18 protein-coding genes and 1 riboswitch are annotated in these 21,170 nt (G+C 58.8%); of the genes, 3 read left to right on the top strand and 15 right to left on the bottom strand.

Features of this window, described 5'->3' with window-relative positions; translation table 11 throughout:
• Window positions 1–62: 62 nt before the first annotated feature.
• Together ACSEXW_RS11830 and ACSEXW_RS11825 are read left to right on the top strand one after the other, a co-directional pair.
• Window positions 63–629 (top strand): uracil-DNA glycosylase, encoded by a 567-nt coding sequence (locus ACSEXW_RS11830; protein ID WP_438446349.1) that lies wholly within the window; start codon window positions 63–65, stop codon window positions 627–629.
• A gap of 77 nt (window positions 630–706) precedes the next feature.
• Window positions 707–797, top strand: a riboswitch (cyclic di-GMP riboswitch).
• Window positions 798–861: 64 nt separating this feature from the next.
• Complete coding sequence (locus tag ACSEXW_RS11825) at window positions 862–1,098, top strand: hypothetical protein (protein ID WP_438446348.1); 237 nt, start codon at window positions 862–864, stop codon at window positions 1,096–1,098.
• Window positions 1,099–1,178: 80 nt separating this feature from the next.
• Here the strand turns inward: ACSEXW_RS11825 and ACSEXW_RS11820 are convergent, their stop codons facing one another.
• From ACSEXW_RS11820 to lspA, 15 genes are all read right to left on the bottom strand, one after another.
• Window positions 1,179–2,033, bottom strand: a complete 855-nt coding sequence (locus ACSEXW_RS11820; protein WP_438446347.1) for a DegV family protein — start codon at window positions 2,031–2,033, stop codon at window positions 1,179–1,181.
• A gap of 602 nt (window positions 2,034–2,635) precedes the next feature.
• Complete coding sequence (gene pyrE, locus ACSEXW_RS11815; protein ID WP_438446346.1) at window positions 2,636–3,277, bottom strand: orotate phosphoribosyltransferase; 642 nt, start codon at window positions 3,275–3,277, stop codon at window positions 2,636–2,638.
• Between the two features lies 1 nt (window position 3,278).
• The gene (gene pyrF, locus ACSEXW_RS11810; protein ID WP_438446345.1) at window positions 3,279–4,019 is read right to left on the bottom strand and encodes an orotidine-5'-phosphate decarboxylase; all 741 of its coding nucleotides are present in this window, start codon (window positions 4,017–4,019) and stop codon (window positions 3,279–3,281) included.
• Window positions 4,020–4,031: 12 nt separating this feature from the next.
• The gene (carB, locus tag ACSEXW_RS11805; RefSeq protein WP_438446344.1) at window positions 4,032–7,250 is read right to left on the bottom strand and encodes a carbamoyl-phosphate synthase large subunit; all 3,219 of its coding nucleotides are present in this window, start codon (window positions 7,248–7,250) and stop codon (window positions 4,032–4,034) included.
• Window positions 7,237–8,415 (bottom strand): glutamine-hydrolyzing carbamoyl-phosphate synthase small subunit, encoded by a 1,179-nt coding sequence (gene carA, locus ACSEXW_RS11800; RefSeq protein WP_438446343.1) that lies wholly within the window; start codon window positions 8,413–8,415, stop codon window positions 7,237–7,239. Before carA ends, carB begins: the two co-directional genes overlap by 14 nt.
• 130 nt (window positions 8,416–8,545) lie before the next feature.
• Window positions 8,546–9,856: a dihydroorotase gene (gene pyrC, locus ACSEXW_RS11795; RefSeq protein WP_438446342.1), complete on the bottom strand. Its 1,311-nt coding sequence runs from the start codon at window positions 9,854–9,856 to the stop codon at window positions 8,546–8,548.
• A gap of 26 nt (window positions 9,857–9,882) precedes the next feature.
• Complete coding sequence (locus ACSEXW_RS11790; protein WP_438446341.1) at window positions 9,883–10,785, bottom strand: aspartate carbamoyltransferase catalytic subunit; 903 nt, start codon at window positions 10,783–10,785, stop codon at window positions 9,883–9,885.
• Window positions 10,782–11,324: a bifunctional pyr operon transcriptional regulator/uracil phosphoribosyltransferase PyrR gene (pyrR, locus tag ACSEXW_RS11785; RefSeq protein ID WP_438446340.1), complete on the bottom strand. Its 543-nt coding sequence runs from the start codon at window positions 11,322–11,324 to the stop codon at window positions 10,782–10,784. Before pyrR ends, ACSEXW_RS11790 begins: the two co-directional genes overlap by 4 nt.
• 301 nt (window positions 11,325–11,625) lie before the next feature.
• Entirely contained in the window at window positions 11,626–12,636 is a 1,011-nt protein-coding gene (locus tag ACSEXW_RS11780; protein WP_438446339.1) for a GNAT family N-acetyltransferase, read from the bottom strand.
• 41 nt (window positions 12,637–12,677) lie between these two features.
• Complete coding sequence (locus ACSEXW_RS11775; RefSeq protein ID WP_438446338.1) at window positions 12,678–14,126, bottom strand: alpha/beta hydrolase family protein; 1,449 nt, start codon at window positions 14,124–14,126, stop codon at window positions 12,678–12,680.
• Window positions 14,123–16,807, bottom strand: coding sequence for a bifunctional lysylphosphatidylglycerol flippase/synthetase MprF (gene mprF, locus ACSEXW_RS11770; protein ID WP_438446337.1), 2,685 nt, complete (start codon window positions 16,805–16,807; stop codon window positions 14,123–14,125). Before mprF ends, ACSEXW_RS11775 begins: the two co-directional genes overlap by 4 nt.
• Window positions 16,808–16,904: 97 nt before the next feature.
• The gene (locus ACSEXW_RS11765) at window positions 16,905–17,231 is read right to left on the bottom strand and encodes an antibiotic biosynthesis monooxygenase family protein (RefSeq protein WP_438446336.1); all 327 of its coding nucleotides are present in this window, start codon (window positions 17,229–17,231) and stop codon (window positions 16,905–16,907) included.
• A 186-nt stretch (window positions 17,232–17,417) separates the two neighbouring features.
• Window positions 17,418–18,653, bottom strand: a complete 1,236-nt coding sequence (locus ACSEXW_RS11760) for an LL-diaminopimelate aminotransferase (RefSeq protein WP_438446335.1) — start codon at window positions 18,651–18,653, stop codon at window positions 17,418–17,420.
• 115 nt (window positions 18,654–18,768) lie between these two features.
• A complete protein-coding gene (locus ACSEXW_RS11755; protein ID WP_438446334.1) occupies window positions 18,769–19,779 on the bottom strand; it encodes an RluA family pseudouridine synthase in 1,011 nt (336 codons plus the stop codon).
• Window positions 19,776–20,273 carry a signal peptidase II gene (lspA, locus tag ACSEXW_RS11750; RefSeq protein ID WP_438446333.1) on the bottom strand — a complete coding sequence of 166 codons (498 nt, stop codon included), beginning with the start codon at window positions 20,271–20,273 and terminating at the stop codon, window positions 19,776–19,778. Before lspA ends, ACSEXW_RS11755 begins: the two co-directional genes overlap by 4 nt.
• A 130-nt stretch (window positions 20,274–20,403) precedes the next feature.
• Between lspA and ACSEXW_RS11745 the strand changes: the two genes are divergently transcribed.
• Window positions 20,404–21,153, top strand: coding sequence for a TraR/DksA C4-type zinc finger protein (locus ACSEXW_RS11745; protein WP_438446332.1), 750 nt, complete (start codon window positions 20,404–20,406; stop codon window positions 21,151–21,153).
• Window positions 21,154–21,170: the final 17 nt, after the last annotated feature.

Below are 21,170 nucleotides of genomic sequence, written 5' to 3'. Positions count from 1 at the left end.
AGAATGTCCAAAGATTTTTCTTCAATGGGGAATAGTAGAAAAAAACAAGAGGAGGAATCCGTATGGAACCGTTCGTACCCTCCGTCTGGCCGGAAGCGTTGGTCCCGGCTGCGGCCGAAGGCTGTGTCCGCTGCGCGCTGGCCGCACAGCGGAAGAGAATCATCTGGGGAGAGGGCAATCCGGAGGCACCGGTATACATCCTGCTGGACAACCCCGGGGCCAGAGAGACTCCGGAGGGCGAGGCCTTTGTGTGCGGAACCCGGCAAACGCTGCAGCAAGCCGCGCACGAAACCGGCTTCCGGCAGTCGGACCTGTTCGTCACTTATCTGCTGAAGTGCCGGCCTGTCCGCGCTTATGATAAAGAAACGGCAAGAGCCTCCTGCCTGCCGTATCTCGAGGATCAATTGGCCGCACGGAAGCCCAAATTGCTGTTCTGTATGGGGAATGTGGCGCTTCGCGCTTATTGCGGGGATACAGAGGCGGAGGTAAAGGGTCTGCGCGGGAAGCTTCATGAGATCGGCAGTCAGACCGTTGCCGTGACATATCATCCGCTTGCGGTCCGGAGACGTCCCAATTTGTATCCCCTTTTTCTGCAGGATTGGCAGTTGGTTAAGCTATTTTTGGAATGATTCGACAAAAAGTGGGAGTTAAGACTCATGTATAGCAGGAAATCGGATGCTATTCTTGAACTATATTGATGGATCGTTCAGGAAAAAGGCAACCTGAGCCGAAAGGTTCAGGGCGCAAAGCCACGGGTCTAAAGCACTAACCAGTGCCAAGATAGCCGGGTTACCCTTACGGTGCTGCGGACAGCGCCCCTAAGGGCAGCGACCGATTACACCGACAGGGGGAGCCACTGGAATGACCGAGCAACAGCTGATGGATGAAATGTTGGAATTGAAGAAAGAGAAGCACACCCTCACCATGGAGCTTATCGGCGGATGCGAGCACTGTGTCCGGATCTCTTCGAACCACGATTTTAAGACGCCGATTTATTGCGGCCGCTTCACCGGCCCGCTTCACCCCACTTGCTTGGATGTGAAGACTTGTCTGGCTTGCGGGGAATATAGGAAGAACATGCTGAAGATTCCGTCGTGATCGTTTCTCATGGAAGAAGCCTCCCCCTACTCACCATCTGATGAGTAGGGGGAGGCTTCTTCTGTTCCGGAGTGACGGGCTTACTGCTTCATCATCAGCAGGATCCCCACGGTCCCCGGTCCGCAGTGGCTGGAGATTACGCAGCCTGCATCGGTGACGATAACATTCGCGGAGCCGAGCTCCTGCTCCAGCCGCTCCTTCAGCCATTGCGCCGTATCCGGGGCCATGGAGTGGGTGACGAACACCCGGGTCCGGTCGATCCGGTCCCGATGCTCCAGCGCCCGGTCAAGCAGACCGGCGGCCGCCTTATCCATCCGGCCGCGAAGCTTCTCTGCCACGATCATCCGGCCGTCCGTCACCTTGATCACCGGATGGATGCGGAGCAGACTCCCGATGAACAATTGAGTGCCGCTGCACCTTCCACCCTTGTGCAGATAATCCAAGGTATCGATGACGAACTCCGCCTCCACCCGGGCAGTGTCTTCCCGAAGCCGGGCGGCCAGCTCCACGGCGGACGTCATGCCTTGGCGCACATAATCGGCGGCCTTCAGAACCGTCAAGCCGATGCCTGTGGAGAGATTACGGGAGTCGACCACCTGGACGGCGCCCTCCGGGAATTCCGCTGCGGCGATGCAGGCATTCTGGTACGTAGACGATAATTCCGATGAGATGCTGATATAAACGACGGAACAGCCGCTTGCAACCGCGGGCTGGAACACCTCGACAAAATCCGCCGGTGACGGCGCAGAGGTCCGGGGCAAGGAGCCCAGCTCCGCCACCCGGTCGTACAGCTGCCCGGTCGTAAGGTCTCTTCCGTCCCGGTAGGTGCGATCGTCGAACACCACATAAAGCGGAATGATCCGGATCCCATTCGCTTCGATCAGCTCCGGGGTCAAGTCGCAGGTGCTGTCCGCCATGATCTGTATGGTTGACATGTTACCTTCTCCTTCTGGATGAATATGCATGATTTCGTAGATAGCCATTGTAAGGAAATCATCCGACCCCTCCATTATAACGGCGCCATGTCAGCTTTGGGAAGACAAGCAGCGGCAAAATCTGGTCGAAGACGCAAGATGCCCCTAGAACTCCCCCTATCAGAGCCGGAGGTCCCCATATCGGGTATGAACCCGTCGAGGAATAGGTAACGGTTGCCAGAAGCGCTATTTGCCCGTTTGGAGGCATATTCACCTACTAACGGATGCTACAGCGCTTATATATGGGATGAGGATGGTCTGATCCCGCTTATTAAGCCAATAGCGCTCTACAGAACCGTTAGCCATCCAGACCTGCCTCGACAGGTAAAATAGCACCGCTCAGAACCGTTAGAAGAAGGTTGCGAGCGTCACAGGTATCGCAAAAGCGAACGCGTAAACGAACGCAAGCGCGATCGCTACTGCAACCACTACCGCACCCAACAACAAGCAAGCCGTATGCGAGCAGTAAACTGCTGGCCTGCGCCAAAGGCTTGCCCGATCGACCAATAAAAATAAAAAGCCCGCCACCATCCACGGTGACAGGCTTTCCTAGAAACAGATGCTTATTTGCCGAACGCCAGCGGGTCCTTCCGCCAGGACTGGAGGAGCTCCACGTCCTGCTCGCGGATACGGCCCAGCTTGACGGCCGTCTCGATGAGCGCGGAATAGTTGGACAGCGTGTGCAAGGGCATATTCCGCTCGCGGAACGCGGCCTCCGCCTGCTCCAGCTGGTAGGTGAAGATAGCCAGCACGCCCAGGGCATGTCCGCCGGCTTCGTTCACGGCCAGCGCTGCCTTCAGGGAGCTTCCGCCGGTGGAGATCAGGTCCTCGATAACCACGGTCTTGGCACCAGGCTTCAGAATTCCCTCGATCTGGTTCTGCTTGCCGTGGCCCTTAGCCTTGTCGCGGATGTAGATCATGGGCAGATTCAGCTTGTCCGCCACCCAGGCGGCATGGGGGATGCCCGCCGTTGCCGTGCCCGCGATCACCTCGGCATCCGGGTGAAGCTCGCGCACCAGAGCGGCGAAGCCCTCTGCGATCAGATTGCGGATCTCCGGGAACGACATGGTCAGCCGGTTGTCGCAATAGATCGGCGAGATGATGCCGGAGGTCCAGGTGAACGGCTGCTCCGGACGGAGTGCTACCGCTTCGATCTTAAGCAGCGCTTCGGCCACCTGTCCGGCCAATTGATCCAGCTTGCTCATCTTACGCATTCAGCTCCTCGAGTATGGATTCCAGGGCGGTACGGGGGTCGGCAGCCGCCGTAATGGGCCGTCCGATCACCACATAGTCCGTCCCCTGGGCAAAAGCATCCCGCGGCGTCATCACGCGGGTCTGATCCCCCTGCTCGGCTCCGGCGGGGCGGATGCCCGGCGTCACCGTGGCGAAGCCCGCGCCGAGCGCGGACTTGATGGCCGTGACCTCCAGCGGGGAGGCTACGACACCGTCCAGCCCGGCCGACTTCGCCAGGCCGGCGTACCGGAGCACCGTATCCTCGACGGTGCCGGGAATACCGAGCTCATCGTTCATCATAGCCTGACCGGTACTGGTCAGCTGGGTGACGGCGATGAGCATGGGCCTTGCCAGCGTGCCGCCGCTCCGGCCTGCGGCACGCTCCACCCCCTCGCGCGCGGCCAGCATGGCGGCGCGCCCGGCAGCCGCGTGGACGTTGAACATGTCCACGCCCAAGCGGGCGATGCTCTCCGCTCCGCCGGCTACCGTGTTGGGGATGTCATGCAGCTTCAGGTCCAGGAATACCTTGTACCCCTGGTCCTTCAGGCCGCGGACGAAGTCCGGACCCGCGGCGTAGAACAGCTGCATGCCCACCTTCATATAACACGGGATCCCCCGGAGAGCCTCCAACAGCCCCCGGGCCTGCTCCGCGTCCGGGAAATCCAGGGCCACCATGATGCGGCCCGCCATATCCGTACGTGTGATTCCGGCCATTCCGGCGCCTCCTTAGCTCAGAACCGCGTTGGCTGGCATAGGGCTGGAGGAGAAGTTGATCGCTTCCAGCGTATGCAGCAGTGCGCGGACCGTATCCAGGGAGGTCATACAGACGACGCCGTTCTCCACCGCTTCACGGCGGATCCGGAAGCCGTCGCGCTCCGGCGTCTTGCCCTTGGTCAAGGTGTTGACCACGAAGTGGGCTTCGCCGTTGCGGATCAGATCCAGAATGTTCGGGGAACCCTCGGACAGCTTGTTGACCCGCTTCACGCGGATGCCCGCATCCTCGAAGGCTTGGGCGGTGCCGCCGGTAGCCACGATCTCGTAGCCCATCTTGTAGAAGCCGCGGACGATGTCGATGGCTTCCGGCTTATCCTTGTCGGCGACGGTCACGATGAGTGCGCCGGTCGGAGGAATTTTCATGCCCGAGCCAACCAGGCCCTTGTATAGCGCCTTCGCGAAGTTGATATCCCGGCCCATGACTTCGCCGGTGGATTTCATTTCCGGCCCCAGGGTGGTGTCGACGCGGCGCAGCTTGGCGAAGGAGAACACCGGCACCTTGACGGAGACGAATTCGTCCTCCGGCCACAGGCCTTCCGAGTAGCCCAGCTCAGCCAGCTTCTGCCCCATGATGACCCGGGTGGCCACATTGGCCATCGGAATCTTGGTAACCTTGGAGAGGAACGGCACCGTACGGGAGGACCGCGGATTCACCTCGATGACGTACACCTGCTCCTTATAGATGACGAACTGGATGTTGACCAGACCGACCACGTTCAAGCCTTTGGCGATGCGGATGGTAATGTCCACGATCTCCTGCTTCAGTGCGTCGGACAGAGATTGCGGCGGATACACCGCGATGGAGTCGCCGGAGTGGACGCCAGCGCGCTCCACATGCTCCATGATGCCCGGGATCAGTACGGTCTCCCCGTCGCAGATGGCGTCGACCTCCACTTCCTTGCCCAGCATGTAGCGGTCGATCAGAACCGGATGCTCCGGGTTGATCTTCACAGCGTATTCCATATAGCTCAGCAGCTCTTTATCCGAATAGACGATCTCCATGGCGCGGCCGCCCAGGACGTAAGACGGACGGACCAGCACCGGATAGCCGAACTGGGAGGCCACACCCACCGCATCGTCCACGGAGGTAACGGTGCCGCCCGGAGGCTGGGCGATGTTCAAGGAGCGGAGCAGCGCTTCGAACTTCTTGCGGTCCTCGGCCGTGTCGATGCTCTCCAGGTCGGAGCCCAGGATGCGAACGCCGGCTTTGGACAGCGGAGCGGCCAGGTTGATGGCGGTCTGCCCGCCGAACTGCACGATGACCCCGATGGGCTTCTCGCGCTCGATGACGTTCATGACATCCTCGAAGAACAGCGGCTCGAAGTACAGACGGTCCGAGGTATTGAAGTCCGTAGAGACGGTCTCCGGGTTATTGTTGATGATGACAGCCTCATAGCCGGCTTCCTGGATCGCCCATACGGCATGCACCGTGGAGTAGTCGAACTCGATGCCTTGGCCGATCCGGATCGGACCGGAGCCCAGCACAATGACCTTCTCCTTGGCGCTCTCGGTCACCTCGTCCTCCGTCTCATAGGTGGAGTAATAATACGGCGTGGTAGCCTCGAACTCAGCGGCGCAGGTGTCAACCATCTTGTACACCGGCTTCAGGTTCAGGTTCAGGCGAAGCGTGCGGATGTCCGCTTCCTTGGTATAGGTGGAGAGTCCCGCAGCGGTGCGGATCTCGGCAATGGCGCGGTCAGTGAAGCCCATGCGCTTGGTCTCCAGCAGGAGCTCCGGGGTGAGCTCGGGCTGAGCGATCTGCTCCTCGAAGCGGATCATATTCTGCAGCTTGTGCAGGAACCACCAGTCGATCTTGGTCAGCTCCTGGATCTGCTCCAGCGTATAGCCTCTGCGGTACGCTTCGGCGATCAGGAACATGCGCTCGTCGTCGGGGCGGCGCAGACGCTGCTCCAACGCTTCGTTCTCCAGCGCATCGGTACCCTTCAGGAACAGGCGGTGCACGCCGATCTCCAGGGAACGGATCGCCTTGTGCATGGACTCCTCGAAGGTCCGGCCGATGGCCATGACTTCACCGGTGGCCTTCATCTGGGTGCCCAGCTTCCGGTTGGCCGCCGTGAACTTATCGAAGGGCCAGCGCGGAATCTTCGATACGATGTAGTCCAGAGTCGGCTCGAAGCAGGCGTAGGTTTGGCCCGTAACCGGGTTCACCAGCTCGTCGAGGGTATAGCCGATGGCAATCTTGGCTGCCATCTTGGCAATCGGGTAGCCGGTGGCCTTGGAGGCCAGGGCCGAGGAACGGCTAACACGCGGGTTAACCTCAATGACGTAATATTGGAAGCTGTGCGGATCGAGAGCGAATTGCACGTTGCAGCCGCCTTCGATGTTCAGCGCACGGATGATCTTGAGCGAGGCGGAGCGGAGCATCTGGTACTCGCGGTCCGACAGGGTCTGGCTCGGCGCTACGACGATGGAGTCGCCGGTATGGACGCCGACCGGATCGAAGTTCTCCATGTTGCACACGACGATACAGTTGTCGTTGGCGTCGCGCATGACCTCGTACTCGACTTCCTTCATGCCGGCGATGCTCTTCTCCACCAGACATTGGCCGATGGGGCTGTAGCGGATGCCGGAGCTGACGATCTCGATGAGCTCCTCTTCATTCGCGCAGATGCCGCCGCCGGTGCCGCCCAGGGTGTAAGCCGGACGGATGATGATCGGGTAGCCGATCTCGTTGGCGAAGTCCACCGCTTCCTTCACGGTCGTGACGATGGCGCTGTCCGGAACCGGCTGCTCCAGCTCCCGCATCAGATCGCGGAACAGATCCCGGTCCTCCGCCTTCTCGATGGCGGTCAGCTGGGTGCCGAGGAGCTTCACATTCTCGCGCTCCAGGACGCCGGCCTTGGCCAGTGCCACGGCCATGTTCAAGCCGGTCTGTCCGCCCAGGGTCGGCAGCAGGCCATCCGGCTTCTCGGTGCGGATAATATTGGTGACGAACTCCAGCGTGATGGGTTCGATGTAGACCTTGTCGGCCATGTTGGTGTCGGTCATGATGGTGGCCGGGTTGGAGTTGATCAGGACCACCTCCATCCCCTCTTCCTTCAGAGCCTGGCAGGCCTGGGTGCCGGCATAGTCGAATTCCGCCGCTTGACCGATGACAATGGGACCGGAGCCGATCACGAGAATTTTCTTGAGCGAGTTATTTTTGGGCATATTGGAACTCTCCTTTCGGTGCGGTGGCGGATTGCTTCGCTTGGCTTGCGGCCAGCATCACGGACTGCTGCGGAAGATAAGGCTTGGATGCCTTAAAGTCGCGGATCATATCCAGGAACTCGTCGAACAAGTAGCTGGAGTCAAAAGGCCCCGGCGCCGCTTCCGGATGGTACTGGACCGAGAAGGCGGGGTACTGCTTATGACGCAGACCCTCGATGGTCTTGTCGTTGTTGTTGATGTGGGTCACTTCCAGCTCCGTGCCGGCGACGGAATCCTCGCGGACCGTATAGCCGTGGTTCTGGGAGGTGATGTAGCAGCGGCCGCTCTTCAGATCCTTGACTGGATGGTTGCCGCCGCGGTGACCGAACTTCAGCTTCTCCGTGTCGGCACCTGAAGCCAGTGCGAACAGCTGGTGGCCCAGGCAGATGCCGAAGATCGGCAGCTCGCCTAACAGCTCCGCGATCATCTCGGCCGCGTGGGGCACATCCTTGGGGTCCCCGGGGCCGTTGGAGAGAAGTACGCCGTCCGGGCACAATCGGCGGATCTGTTCGGCCGTTGCGGTGTGCGGCACGACAACCACGTCGCAGCCGCGCTTGGTCAGGTCCCGGATGATGCCGCTCTTGGAGCCGAAGTCGACGACGACGACACGCTCCTTGGTGCCGGGGCAGCCGAATACGCTCTTTGTGGACACCCGGTCCACTTGATCGCGAAGCAGGGAGGAGCCGTTCAGACGCTCCTTCAGCTCTTCGATGGGTGCGTTGGAGGTGGTCAGAATGCCCTTCATGGTGCCGTGATGGCGGAGAATACGGGTCAGCATCCGGGTATCGATGCCGCTTATGCCCACAATGCCATATTCCTTCAGCAGGCTGTCCAGAGTGTACTGGGCGCGCCAGTTGCTGGGAGTGTCCTCATGCTGGCGCACGACGAAGCCGTGGATGAACGGACGCATGGACTCGAAGTCGTCCCGGATGATTCCGTAGTTGCCGATGAGCGGGTACGTCATGGTGACGATTTGTCCGCAATAGGAAGGGTCCGAGAGAACCTCTTGATAGCCTGTGATTCCGGTATTGAAGACAACCTCACCTGTGGACTCGCCATCGGCGCCGAACGCTTTGCCTGTGAACAGCGTGCCGTCTTCCAAAAGCAATCTTGCCTGTGCCTGCATGCTTGTATCGCTCCTTTTTTTCAGTCAATTAAGTACAGGGTCTATCTTCTTGCCTCTATGGGGTCATTCTAGGATTAAGCTCTAGTAAAGGATTGACGCGTTAAAGCCCGTCGCTCCATGAGGTCTGCCGTCAGCCCTCAAAGCCGGCATCCTGCCACACCTTGCGGCCCGCCACCAGGGTCAGAACCGGCCAGCCCTTCAGGCTCCAGCCCGTGAACGGGGTGTTGCGGCTCTTGGACAGGAATTCCTCCGGGTCCACCGCCTTCTCGGATTCCAGGTCCACCAGGGTCAGGTCCGCCGGACGCCCTTCCTCCAGCCGGCCTTGGGCCAGACCGAATACCTCCGCCGGCTTCTCGGTCATTCGGGACAGAAGGAATTCCAGCGTCCAGCGCCCGGTCTCGACGAACTTGCTGTACAAGAGCGGGAAGGCGGTCTCGAAGCCGACGATGCCGAAGGGGGCCAGCTGCATGCCCTTGGCTTTCTCCTCCGGACTGTGCGGCGCGTGATCCGTGACGATCATATCCAGGGTGCCGTCCTCCAGCCCTTCGATCACGGCCTGAACATCACGGAGCGTCCGCAGCGGCGGGTTCATCTTCCAGTTGGCGTCCATGCTGTCCGGAATGTCCTCGTCGGAGAGGATCAAGTGATGGGGGCAGACCTCGGCGGTCACGCGGATGCCGATGGCCTTGGCCTGGCGGATCAAGCGGACGGACTGCTCGGTGCTGACGTGGCAGACGTGGTAATGGCAGCCGGTGGCTTCGGACAGCAGGATGTCGCGTCCCACGTGAATGGCTTCCGACTCATTCGGGATACCCTTCAGACCGTGCTTCCGGGCGAAGGCTCCCTCGGATACGGCGGCGCCCTCCACCAGCGTATTGTCCTCGCAGTGGGCCACGATCGGCAGTCCCACTTCCTTGGCTCTTGCCATGGCGTCCTTCATCATCTGAGCACTCTGCACGCCTACCCCATCATCGGTGAAGCCGATGGCGCCGGCTTCCTTCAAGGCGGTGAAGTCCGTCAGCTCCCGGCCCAGCTCCTGCTTGGTAATGCCGCCGTAGGGCAGCACCCGGACGCCGCAGCCTTCCGTCTGTGCTTTATCCAGGATCAGCTTGATCGTCTCCGGCGTATCAATGACCGGCCGCGTGTTCGGCATGCAGGCGATGGTGGTGAAACCGCCTCTTGCCGCCGATCGGGTTCCGGTTGCGATGGTTTCCTTATGCTCGAACCCCGGCTCCCGGAGGTGAACATGCATGTCGATAAATCCGGCGGAGACCAGGCAGCCCTTGGCGTCCACGATTTCATGACCGTCGGTGTTGTCCGGCCATCCTCCGTTGGAGGCGTCCGCGATTTTCTTGATGATGCCGTCCTCGACCAGAATATGCACCGGCTTCCGCTCGTTGTCACCGGCGGACATGCTTCCGTTCAAGATCCATGTTCCCATCGTACTACCTCCACTAATGTGATGTATTAACTCAAGGCCCGCTCGATAACCGCCATGCGGATCGGCACACCATTGGACATTTGGCTGAAAATCTTGGAGCGATCGCACTCGACCAGCTCATCGTCAATTTCTACGTTCCGGTTCACCGGCGCCGGATGCATGATGATGGCGTGCTTCGGCATGCGGGAGGCCCGCTCTACGGTCAGGCCGTATTGCTCCCGGTATTCCTCGGAGGACTTGAACAGCCCGTCCTCATGCCGTTCCAGCTGAACCCGGAGCATCATAACCACATCGGCTTGGAGCGCTTCCTCCATAGTCACATAAGGCGCATATTCGGCCAGCTCAGGCGCCTGCATATTGGAGGGAGCGCAGAATCTCACCTTGGCTCCTACCGTTTGCAAGCCCCACAGGTTGGACCGGGCCACCCGGCTGTGCTTGATATCGCCGATGATGGAGACCGTCAGGCCTCGGAGCTCGCCGAATTGCTTCTTCATCGTATAGAAGTCCAGGAGAGCCTGGGTTGGATGCTCGTTGTTGCCGTCTCCGGCGTTAATCAAGGGAATCTTCACCTTCTCAGCAAGCTGCTGCAGCACGCCGTTCGGCTTCAGCCGCACGATACCCGCATCGATGCCCATGGATTCCAAGGTCCGAACCGTATCGTAGATCGATTCGCCCTTCTGGACGCTGGATACCGCTGCAGCGAAGTTCAGGACTTGCGCCCCCAGCCGCTTCTGGGCCATCTCGAAGGAGAATCGGGTCCGGGTGCTGTTCTCGAAGAACATGTTGGCCACGAACTTGCCTTGCAGGGAAGAGGTAACCTTGGCGGGATATTGCTCCCACCAGGCCGCCCGGTTCAGGATCCCGTGGATCTCTTCGGAAGAGACGCCCTTTAAGCCAAGCAGGTGCTTGTCGGTGCTCACTTGTATCATGATTGCTGCCTCCTTAGGATGATCACTTGGTCGATGCCGTCCACTTCTTCGAGCTTGACTTCCACGGATTCCAGTCTGGACGTCGGTACGTTCTTCCCTACATAATCCGGACGGATCGGAAGCTCCCGGTGCCCCCGGTCCACCAGTACCGCCAGCTGGATCATCTCCGGCCGGCCGCAGTCCATCAGGGCGTCCATTGCCGCCCGCACCGTTCTGCCGGTAAAGAGCACGTCGTCGAAGAGCACTACCTTCTTGCCTTCGATGATCAGCGGTTCGTCTTGCGCAGCGACGCCCCGGGTTTCCTTCCGGTCGTCCCGATAGGAGGTCACATCCACCTCTCCGACGGGAACCGGCACGCCCTCGATCTCATGGATCCGTTCGGCGATACGCCTGGCCAGATAGATGCCTCGGGTCCGTATTCCGATCAGGATACAATTGTCGACCCCTTTATTCCGCTCCAGAATCTCATGCGCAATCCGGGTCAGTGCCCGCCGGATGGCGGTTTCGTCCAGCAGCACGTGCTCTTCCTGCATCTGCATGTCCCTTTTCCTCCTAATGTGCCCTGATGGGGGTGGAACTTTTCGGTATCCAGGTAAAAAAAAGAAACCCTTGCCCGGGTGGACAAGGGTTCCTGCGCAGGGTAGCCTGCGGAAGCACAGACCTTCGGCCTGCAGCCATCAGCTGCGGTTAAAAGTCTGTACTTCAATTCTCCGCCTGGAATACTCAGCGAGTATCGGTGGAGAGGGTCGATCACCTTGTCAGTCTCACGGGACTGTCCGTTAAAGGTGCTATTTGGTTAAAAGAATTATCCCACGTGAGGCAGGATGTGTCAACCCTGTTTCAGGTCTTTTCTGACAAAATCCCCTCCAGATCCTTCACCATCCGGCAAAGCCCGGGCTCCGCCACGAAGCCGATCACATCGCGGTTGATCCGAAGCATGGGGGCATTCATGGAATCGTTGTGGGTCCTAAGGTGCCGGGCTCCCTGGCGGATGGCGGTCCGGATACCCAGAAGCTTAAGCGCCAGCGCGATGCGGCGTCCCCGGTATTCCCGGTCCGTGCAGGTGTACTCATGGTACATGCTGCGGCTTTCTTCGTTCCACACGAGATGCACCAAGCCGACGAATCGGTCGCCGTCCGCGGCGATCAGGGCATTGTCAGGGGAGACCCCCGGCCCCTCCAAGGTCCATTCCCGCCATCGTGGAAAATCGGGGAAGCTTCCGTCATACCCCGGTATATCCGGATGGGTCTTCTTACAGAGCTCATAGAGCTTGCGCTCACTCTCCTCACCGGGGATGTCAGCCAGAGTGAAGAAACTGATGCCTACATTCTCCAATCCGTCTAGGATCCCCTCCAAGTCCGGGTCCGGCTGATAGGCCGTAAGATCCAGCTTGGATTCGAACATCCGACGCTCCTCGGTGAAGCTGCGATTCTCCGCAAACCGGATGGCCTCCGGATCATTTTCCTTCACCTGCTGAACCAAGCGGGAGGCGCCGATCTCAGTAGCCCACTGCTCGATACAGCCGTACAAGGTGCGCCCGATTCCCTGGTGCCGGTGCTCCGGCAGCACGATGACGGAATGCCACAGCTCTCCCGGCGCATTCCACGGCGCCCGGAACACGCCTCCGAATCCCACGATCTCCCCGCTCTCTTCGGAGACTGCCACCCACCTCCGGCGGTCGTGTCCTCCCAGCTTGCCGTTATCATTCCATAGATTTCCCTTCTCGGGAATCTTCCGGTCCTCTTCGACCAGAACCTCAGGCCGGACGGGATCCGCCTGCCAGCTGCTCAATACCCGGGCAACACCTTCATAGTCCCCGGGCACCTTCATCGGACGGATGCAATAAGTCATGTAATCTCTCCTCCGCGCTAATTTCCTGCTTCTGGAATGAATTATCGCATGTCTGGTCCTCTTTGGCTTGGGGAGGTTTGATTATAAGTGAAAACTCCGCCGGACCCGAGCCTTCGTGTCAGCTCCTCCGTGACGGCCTGAAGAATTTCACGGTGCATGCGCTGCGGCTGCGGAGCATGCTTGACCCAACGGATGACAGGAGAGAACAGCGTCACGTCCGAGAAGCTCGAATGTACGGCACCCGGCACAATCTGCATCTCGCCTCCTCCCTTCAGGACCTCGTCGCGCCTTCTCTCCAACTTTCGAATTTCCGATTGAAACGAAGAAACTGAAATTCCCGCCCTGGTCAGCGCTTCGGCATTTCCATCGGGGAGCCCCAGCCTGCGGGCCGATTCCGCCGTGCACAGCCATAGGAAGGATTGCCCCGGTCTTAAGCTGACCGGACCGGCTCCGTAGAAGGCGCCGTCCAGGCTGATCCCCGCCTTGAACCGGCTGTCTTTGCCCATAACGGCCAAAGCATTGTCCCCGCCGAAGGAATGCCCGATCACTGCAGTTCGTCCGGTATCCAGTCTGTGGTAAAAGCGGCTGCCGGGTGCTCCGTTATCCAGCTCCATCAGCCGGTTCAGGACAAATCTGTCGTCCTCGGACCATATCTCATCCACCAGCCGATTCCAAGCCGGGAGGTCCTCTTCCTTCGGCGACGGGTCCTGCAGGACCACGTGCCCGTCCGGAAAAACCGCCGCCGCGGCACCACCCGTATGATCGATGGAAGCCACCACATAGCCTTGGCTGGCTAGTCCGGTCACCAGGTAATGATAGGTGAAACGGAACCCGGGCCACCCATGAGACAGCAGCACGACGGGGAACCGGCCCGACTCGGGCAGCGTGGCCCCTTCGTAGGAGAATGTTTTTGTGTGATGAAGGTACGCAGAGAGAAATACGGGAGCCCTCTTCTCCTTCCAGAGCATTCGGGCCAACTGTTGTATACCTGGAATATATGGAGCTTCGTGATCGGAGGAGCGATGAATGGCGGGATACCAGATCTGTACCGCCAGCTCCCTCGGACGACTGCCGTCTCCTTCGGGGCGCTGCTCGTCCTTCCACCAGAAGGTCTCTGTTCCTACGGCATAAGGCCCCTCAGGCTTCTCCAATCGGGGTACAGGCAGGAGGAACGCAGAGGTGGCGGACAACAGAACCACTGGAAGAATCACCCGGTATGCCCATGATCCCGGATATGCACGTGCTTTGGGACCATGAATGGTCCGGCGGCGCAAGCCTTGCGCAAGACCCAGGATCGCTGCCAGGTAGAGTCCGCCGACCTGCCATCTCCATCCTTCGAGGACCGCTTGCAGCAGCATCGCCGCGAGGAGACCTCCCCTCCAGACCCACAGGAGAGGATGGATCATCCTCTGGGGAGCGGTGCGCCGCACAGCGGCGGCTCCGAATGGCAGCATCAGCAGGAGCCAAAGTACGGTCTCCCAGCACCTCATATCGACCTGCCGCCGGATCTTGTCAGAGTGGCTTTGCGTCTCTTGCCCCTTACTCTGCCGATCAGAAGAGAGATGTTGAGCATGACGGTTACCAGAGAGCTGCCTTGCGGATAGGCCAAGTACCGGGTCTCCCAGACCGGCTCGAACTTCTCTTTGTACTTGCGTATCCCCTTGAAGCGGTACCATGCGTTGACGTTCCGGAACACCCAACCCGCCAGCCGTTCCTCGCGAAAGGCATAAGGAAACTCGCCGACGCTGGACAGCGGGGCCATGCCGAGATTAAATCGTGTGAACCCTTGGCCCTTGGCCCATTCGAACAGCTTCATATACAGATAGTCCATAATACCATTGCCTGCATCCGGCTGGAAGCGGACCAGATCCACCGAGGCGGTAGATCCGTCATAGCCAGGCATGATGGTAGCAAAGGCGACGGCATTTCCCTCCGCCGTTCGTATGACGGCAACGGGAGCTCTCTCCATATAGTCAGGCTCGAACCAGCCCAGAGAAAACCCCTTTTCCCTCCGTTCTCCCAACCACTGTTCCGAGATGGATCGCAGCGACTCCTTGAGGGACTCTGTGAACGGCGGCTCCACCATGTCCAGGACATACCCTTCCCGTTCGTATCGGTTCCGCACCGCTCGAAGATCCGCTTTGCTTCTTCCCGTTAAGGTGAACTCCTGCAAGGAGACGAAGCCCTCCTCGCCCAGCTTGAAGAAGCGGTATCCGAACTCATGATACAAGGTCAAATACCGTGCGCTGATCTGGTACAAGACGGGATTCATCGCCCATTGATCCGCGAAGGTCCTAAATTCCCGCAGGGCCTCCTTCAACCCATATGGATTGCCGATCGGGTCTCCTAAGACAATCAGACTGTTCCGGTACCGTCCGTATGGGATGAGCACATCCCCGGCGTGAGACCAGAAGAAGCTCTTATCCCCCAGATACAGCAGGTGGGTCAACGGGTTTCCGGGATATCTAGCCAGAAGTTCGGACAACCGCTCATAATCCTCTTGGTTCGGCGGTGAATGGGGAGTTCCCTTGGGGCTGAGCCAGATCCAGAAGGTCAGAATCACCCAGGTTCCTGCGAATCCGACAACGGCGCTGCGCAGCAGCTCCCGGTCCTTCAAGAAGAAGGCGGCGGCCCACTTATGCCGTCCCAACCAATGACCCGGCGTTGGATTCAACAGATCTCCCAGTAAATAAAAGGCTCCGGCTACGCATGCCGTAAGAAGGATCCAATACACGACGGACCACCGGCTGTAGCTCCACCTCCTGCGGTAAAAGCGCGACCGGGAGATATAAAGCAGCAAGGCCACGGCACTTAGGAACAGGGCTTCCTCCACGTCCAAGCCCTTCAGAATGGAGAAGAAAGCGCCGATCCCCAGCATGACCAAGGTCAGGGTGTAAGCCCTTCGGAGCTTGTGCCAGATGCCTCTGGAGAGGGTGATGAGCAGCAATCCCATGATGACGGTGATTTGATGCGAGAATTTCATCGTCAGGGGGGTCACCCAATGATGAAGCAGCAGCATTCGGTCCAGGATTCCGGGAGTGGCGGCCGAGACCAAGAGGACCAATCCGGAGAACAGCACCAAGGAGGATAAGGCCCAGATCCCGATGTCTCCCAGCATGGCCAATTGGCCGGGCCACATCCATACTCTCTGCCATCCTAGATTCGTCTTGCTCCACAGATCCTGAGTGCGTCCGAGAAGAACTTCTCCTCTCGGCATCCAATCCCGGGCGGCCAGGAATAATCCGAAGATCCATGGGATGGCATAATAACAGACCCGAAAGAGCAAGAGGGCGGCCAGGGCATGATCCGGATGGGCTCCGTTCACGCTTAAGGCCACCATAAGCACCAGATCCAGGGTCCCGGCCCCTCCCGGAGCCAGGCTCAGGATACCTGCAGCTGCAGATAAGACGAACAGGCCCAGAACCACCGGCAAGCTCAATTCCAAGCCCACTATGGAAACCGATGCATAAAACGTCACGCCCGCCAACAGCCACTCCGCAAGGGAGACCAGTCCGGCGCCGGCGGCCAGCCGGAACGAGATCGTCCCCTGCTTGCGAAGCCATCCTCCAAAAGGCAGGGGCATGCCCGAGAACAAGATCAGATAGACCGGCCAGTAAAAGGACAGGAGCCAGACCCCGGCGGTAAGCCACGGGTATTCGTTCATCAAACTTCCAACCGGCAGCAGACCGGTTATGGATAATGTGCATAAGAACGATAAGCCGACCAGGGAAGACATGGAAAGGAGAAACAACAGCTGAAGCTGCTGCCCCAGCGGAATGCCCGATCGTTTGTAATAAAGCATCCGGATACCGGCTCCCGTAAAACCGCCGAAACCCATCACGTTGTTCGTTGTATTCGCAATCCAAGAGGCCCGGAGTAGCGGCTTCCAATTCATCTGAGTTCCTGTAGACCTCTGCCCCATCCGGAATATGGCATCATAACCGGCCATCGCCAATACGGCAACCATTCCTAAAAGGACCAGAGCCGCCAGCTGCCAAGCCGGCACACGGGACACCAGCATCATGGCTGCAGAGGGATGCAGCCCCTCAAATTCCGAACGCCCCTGGAAATACACGACCGTTACCGCCAGGATCGGCAATGCGACCTTCAGCGCTTTCGGTCCGTATAAAGCTGCGAGCGCACGCAGCCCTTCCTTCTTATGCGCATTCATACCCAACTTCTCCGCCTTCTCTCCGGGAATCAAAAACACGTTTCCAACAGGAAACGTGTCGACCGTCTGATGTTGAACAAGCTGCTCTATTTATCTATTAGATCTCGAAAAAGTCATCCCGCTCCACTTTACAGACCCGAAGAGCGAAGCTCTTGTACCATTCCGCCTTACCGCGGTCTTGGGCGGTACGATGGGCGGCATTCTCCTTCCACGCTCGGATGGACTCCAGGGAATCCCAATAGGATACGGTGATCCCCAACTGCTCGTCCCGGGCGCTCTCCACACCCAGGAAGCCCTTCTGACGGGAGGCCAACTCAACCATCCGATCGGCCATTTTGCCATATCCGTTGTCTCCCTCCGTCCGCTGAGAGGTGAATATCACCGCGTAATACGGGGGCTGTGGGGTTTGTGCACTGCCGCTCATTTCGATCGCCTCCTGGATTCCAACTGCTTCTTCCGGCCATCAGGCCCTTCCCGCTGCAGAGTCGCGTTATGCCCATTTTACCATGCTTTTCCACAGCTCTCAAAAACAATTGTTCGGGATCCGGATTATTCCACCAAATAAAAAGGCCTCCGATCCCCCAACAGGGGCCAGAGGCCAGTATGTGGTTTAGAACTGCAGATTCTTGATGCGCTCCACAGCCTTCTCCGTGTTCTCGCGGCTGCCGAAGGCAGTCAGACGGAAGTAGCCTTGGCCGCTCTGGCCGAAGCCGACGCCCGGAGTACCTACGATATTCGCTTCGTTCAGAAGCTTATCGAAGAACTCCCAGGAGCCCATGTTGTTCGGCGTTTTGAGCCAGATATAAGGAGCGTTGACGCCGCCGAATACCTGGATGCCCAGGCCGGCAATGCCTTCGCGGATGATCTTGGCATTGGCCATATAGTAATCGACCAGCTTGGCGATCTGTGCCTTGCCTTCCGGAGTGTAGACGGCAGCAGCACCCTTCTGGGTGATGTAGGAGCAGCCGTTGAACTTGGTGGTCTGACGGCGGTTCCACAAGTCGTTGACCGGTACGGCGTTGCCTTCCTCGTCGTAAGCCAGGACCTCCTTCGGCACGACGGTGTACGCACAGCGTACGCCGGTGAAGCCGGCGGTCTTGGAGAAGCTGCGGAACTCAATGGCGACTTCCTTGGCGCCTTCGATCTCATAGATGCTCCGCGGCACGTCTTTTTCCTGGATATAAGCTTCATAGGCGGAATCGTACAGAATGATGCACTTATTCGCCTTGGCGAAATCCACCCACTTCTTCAGCTCTTCCTTGCTCAGGGTCATGCCTGTCGGGTTGTTCGGGTAGCACAGGTAGATCAGGTCCACCTTCTTGTCCGGCAGGGACGGGATGAAGTTGTTCTCCGCGTTGCAGGGCAGATAGACGATGTTGGAATACCGGTTCAGGTCCTTCACATACTCGCCGCTGCGGCCTGCCATGACGTTGGTATCCACGTACACAGGATATACCGGATCAGTTACCGCCACTACGCTGTCCAGGCTGAAGATCTCCTGGATGTTGCCTACGTCGCACTTAGAGCCGTCGCTGACGAAGACTTCATTGGTCTTCAGGTCGATGCCCCGGGCTTTATAGTCGTTCTCGATGATGGCGTTCAGCAGGAAATCATAGCCCTGCTCCGGGCCGTAGCCCCGGAAGGAGCCGGCTTCAGCCATCTCGTCGACCGCTTCGTGAAGACCGGACAAGACGGCCTCCGGCAGCGGGCGAGTAACGTCGCCGATCCCCAGGCTGATGATCTGGGCGTTCGGATTTTCGCTCATGAACTTGGTTCTGCGGCGGGCCACTTCGGCAAACAGATAGCTGCCTTGAAGCTGTTTATAATTTTGATTGATTTTGGCCATGGAAAGGTGCCTCCTCATATCCTTATCATTTACTTACTAAACTAGACAATTAACGGCAGGAAAACCATGGACGCTTCGTCCAAACCTTTGCACTATGTGTCAGGTCCGACCTGATTCACACCATCCGGAGGCGGGCCAGCAGCTCCTCGATATCCGCCGGAATAGGAGCCGAGAACTCCTGATACTCTCCGGTCGAAGGATGCTGGAAGCCCAGTACGGCCGCATGCAGCGCCTGTCCCTTCATTTCCCGGTCGCGGCTCTTCCCATAAGCAGGGTCTCCTACCAGAGGGTAGCCGATGTATTTCATATGCACCCGAATCTGATGAGTTCTGCCGGTTTCCAGCTTCAGCTCCAGCAGGGTATGCTCCTTCAACCGCTCCAATACGGTAAAATGGGTTACGGCATGCTTGCTGTTCTTATCCGTTACGGTGTAGAGCTTGCGGTCGTGGGGATCCCGGCCGATCGGCGCGTCGATGGTGCCCAGCTCGTGCTGAACCACCCCGTGGACAACCGCAATATATCTCCGGGTCACCGAATGTTCCTTGAGCTGGGCCGCCAGACTGCGGTGCGCGTTGTCGTTCTTGGCGGCCATCAGCAGGCCGGAGGTGTCCTTGTCGATCCGGTGCACGATCCCGGGTCGGAGCTTGCCGTTGATACCCGACAGGTCCGTGCAGTGGAACAACAGACCATTGACCAGCGTGCCGGTATAATGTCCAGCCGCGGGATGCACTACCAGTCCCCGGGGCTTGTTCACCACGATCACATCGGAATCCTCGTACACCACTTCAAGCTGCAGGTTTTCCGGTTCGATCTCCACCTCCACCGGCTTCGGGATTCGGACTGTTATCCGTTCCCCTTCCTCCAGCTTATGGTTGGCCTTGACCGGACCGCCGTTCAAGGAGACCCAGCCGTCCTTGATCCATCCTTGAACCTGCGTGCGCGAGACGACCGTGTCCATGGAATCACTCAAGTATTTGTCGATACGCTGACCGGCGAACTCGGTCTCCACGGTCAGCACGATCTCATCCTCCGATTCGTCCACCCATTCCTCTTCCAGGGCTTCCACCTCATCGGACAAGTCGCCTCCAGCCTCCGCGGCAGGATGTTGCAGATGCTTGCGGATCATTCCCGTTCCCCCCGTTTTTCATTTCTCCACTCGATTAAGGTGTCCAAGAAAATAAGTCCCACCCCTATCACGATGGCGGAGTCTGCAATATTGAAGATCGGGAAGATGTAATCCACATCGGTGCCGAAGAACGGGAAGCGGAACCAGAACTGCAGGAAATCTACCACTTCGCCGAACAGAGCCCGGTCGATGAAATTGCCCAAAGCTCCGCCCAGAACGAGGCTGAGCGCGACGGACAGCAGCCGCTTTTTCGACCGGATCATCCGGCGCAGATACCAGACGATGCCGATGGCCACAATGGAGGTCACGGTCAGGAAGAACCAGCGTTGGCCCTCCAGAATACTGAAGGCCGCACCGGTATTCCGGTGGGAGGTGATCTGGAAGAAGGTGCCGAGCACCGGACGGGATTCACCCAGGTCCATCCGGTGGACGATGTACCACTTGCTCAGCTGGTCCAGCACCAGCGCAAGGAATGCGATCAGGAAATACAACAAGGGAGCTGACCTCCTTATAAGGCTAGAGAAGATAATGCCAAGGCTGCTTGTTCAAACAATTTCCGGGCGAGAAAAACCCGAACCAAGGCACAATAGAAGCAAGGCAATCTGAAGGGAGCGATCATATCTTATGGCCATCAAAGTGACTTCCAAGCAGATCAAGAGGCTCCGCAAGCGGCTATTGGAAGAAAAGGCATTATTGGAGCAACGCATGGACGATCATGCCAATTTCGGATTGACCGACTCGATGCTCCGTGAAACCGGAGAACTCTCCGCCTATGACAATCATCCGGCGGATCTGGGCACGGAGATGTTCGAGCGGGCCAAGGACATTGCGCTGGCGGAGAACGCCGAGCATCACCTGACCGACGTGAACCGGGCCCTGTCCGACATCGAGGCCGGCACTTACGGCATCTGCAAAGCCTGCGGCAATCCCATTCCCGCCCCGCGGATGGAGGCTTTGCCGACAGCAGAATTCTGCGTGGAACATGCCCCCAACCAGACGGTTTCCGAGAAACGCCCCGCCGAGGAGGATTTTCTGGCGCCTCCATTCGGACGGACCAGCTTGGACGAGCGCCATGACTTCAACCAGTTCGACGGCGAGGATGCCTGGCAGATCGTCGAGAGCTGGGGCACCTCTAATTCTCCGGCCATGGCCGAGGACCCTCAGATCACCGATTACAACGATATGGAGATCGAGGCCGACGAGAACGATGGCTACGTGGAAGCCTTCGAGAGCTTCTTGGCCACGGATATGTACGGGCAGCAGGTTACCGTGGTGCGGAACAAGCAGTACAAGGAATACATGGACAAGAAGGAAGGCGAACCCCTCTTCGAGCCGGAGATTCACTATGACGAAGAGGAGGGTTACCTGACCTGAAGCCGGTCATCTTCACA

Origin of the sequence: Oryzibacillus soli (genome assembly GCF_051594765.1) — a bacterium.
In the GTDB taxonomy this organism is placed as follows: Bacteria; Bacillota; Bacilli; order Paenibacillales; family NBRC-103111; genus Paenibacillus_AR.
This window is presented reverse-complemented; position numbering and strand designations above follow the sequence as displayed.

What these genes read in the sequence shown, in the direction of transcription:
- ACSEXW_RS11830 (WP_438446349.1), top strand. Translation starts at nt 63, where the DNA reads ATGGAACCGTTCGTACCCTCCGTCTGGCCGGAAGCGTTGGTCCCGGCT.
- ACSEXW_RS11825 (WP_438446348.1), top strand. Translation starts at nt 862, where the DNA reads ATGACCGAGCAACAGCTGATGGATGAAATGTTGGAATTGAAGAAAGAG.
- ACSEXW_RS11820 (WP_438446347.1), bottom strand. Translation starts at nt 2,033, where the DNA reads ATGTCAACCATACAGATCATGGCGGACAGCACCTGCGACTTGACCCCG.
- pyrE (WP_438446346.1), bottom strand. Translation starts at nt 3,277, where the DNA reads ATGAGCAAGCTGGATCAATTGGCCGGACAGGTGGCCGAAGCGCTGCTT.
- pyrF (WP_438446345.1), bottom strand. Translation starts at nt 4,019, where the DNA reads ATGGCCGGAATCACACGTACGGATATGGCGGGCCGCATCATGGTGGCC.
- carB (WP_438446344.1), bottom strand. Translation starts at nt 7,250, where the DNA reads ATGCCCAAAAATAACTCGCTCAAGAAAATTCTCGTGATCGGCTCCGGT.
- carA (WP_438446343.1), bottom strand. Translation starts at nt 8,415, where the DNA reads ATGCAGGCACAGGCAAGATTGCTTTTGGAAGACGGCACGCTGTTCACA.
- pyrC (WP_438446342.1), bottom strand. Translation starts at nt 9,856, where the DNA reads ATGGGAACATGGATCTTGAACGGAAGCATGTCCGCCGGTGACAACGAG.
- ACSEXW_RS11790 (WP_438446341.1), bottom strand. Translation starts at nt 10,785, where the DNA reads ATGATACAAGTGAGCACCGACAAGCACCTGCTTGGCTTAAAGGGCGTC.
- pyrR (WP_438446340.1), bottom strand. Translation starts at nt 11,324, where the DNA reads ATGCAGATGCAGGAAGAGCACGTGCTGCTGGACGAAACCGCCATCCGG.
- ACSEXW_RS11780 (WP_438446339.1), bottom strand. Translation starts at nt 12,636, where the DNA reads ATGACTTATTGCATCCGTCCGATGAAGGTGCCCGGGGACTATGAAGGT.
- ACSEXW_RS11775 (WP_438446338.1), bottom strand. Translation starts at nt 14,126, where the DNA reads ATGAGGTGCTGGGAGACCGTACTTTGGCTCCTGCTGATGCTGCCATTC.
- mprF (WP_438446337.1), bottom strand. Translation starts at nt 16,807, where the DNA reads ATGAATGCGCATAAGAAGGAAGGGCTGCGTGCGCTCGCAGCTTTATAC.
- ACSEXW_RS11765 (WP_438446336.1), bottom strand. Translation starts at nt 17,231, where the DNA reads ATGAGCGGCAGTGCACAAACCCCACAGCCCCCGTATTACGCGGTGATA.
- ACSEXW_RS11760 (WP_438446335.1), bottom strand. Translation starts at nt 18,653, where the DNA reads ATGGCCAAAATCAATCAAAATTATAAACAGCTTCAAGGCAGCTATCTG.
- ACSEXW_RS11755 (WP_438446334.1), bottom strand. Translation starts at nt 19,779, where the DNA reads ATGATCCGCAAGCATCTGCAACATCCTGCCGCGGAGGCTGGAGGCGAC.
- ACSEXW_RS11745 (WP_438446332.1), top strand. Translation starts at nt 20,404, where the DNA reads ATGGCCATCAAAGTGACTTCCAAGCAGATCAAGAGGCTCCGCAAGCGG.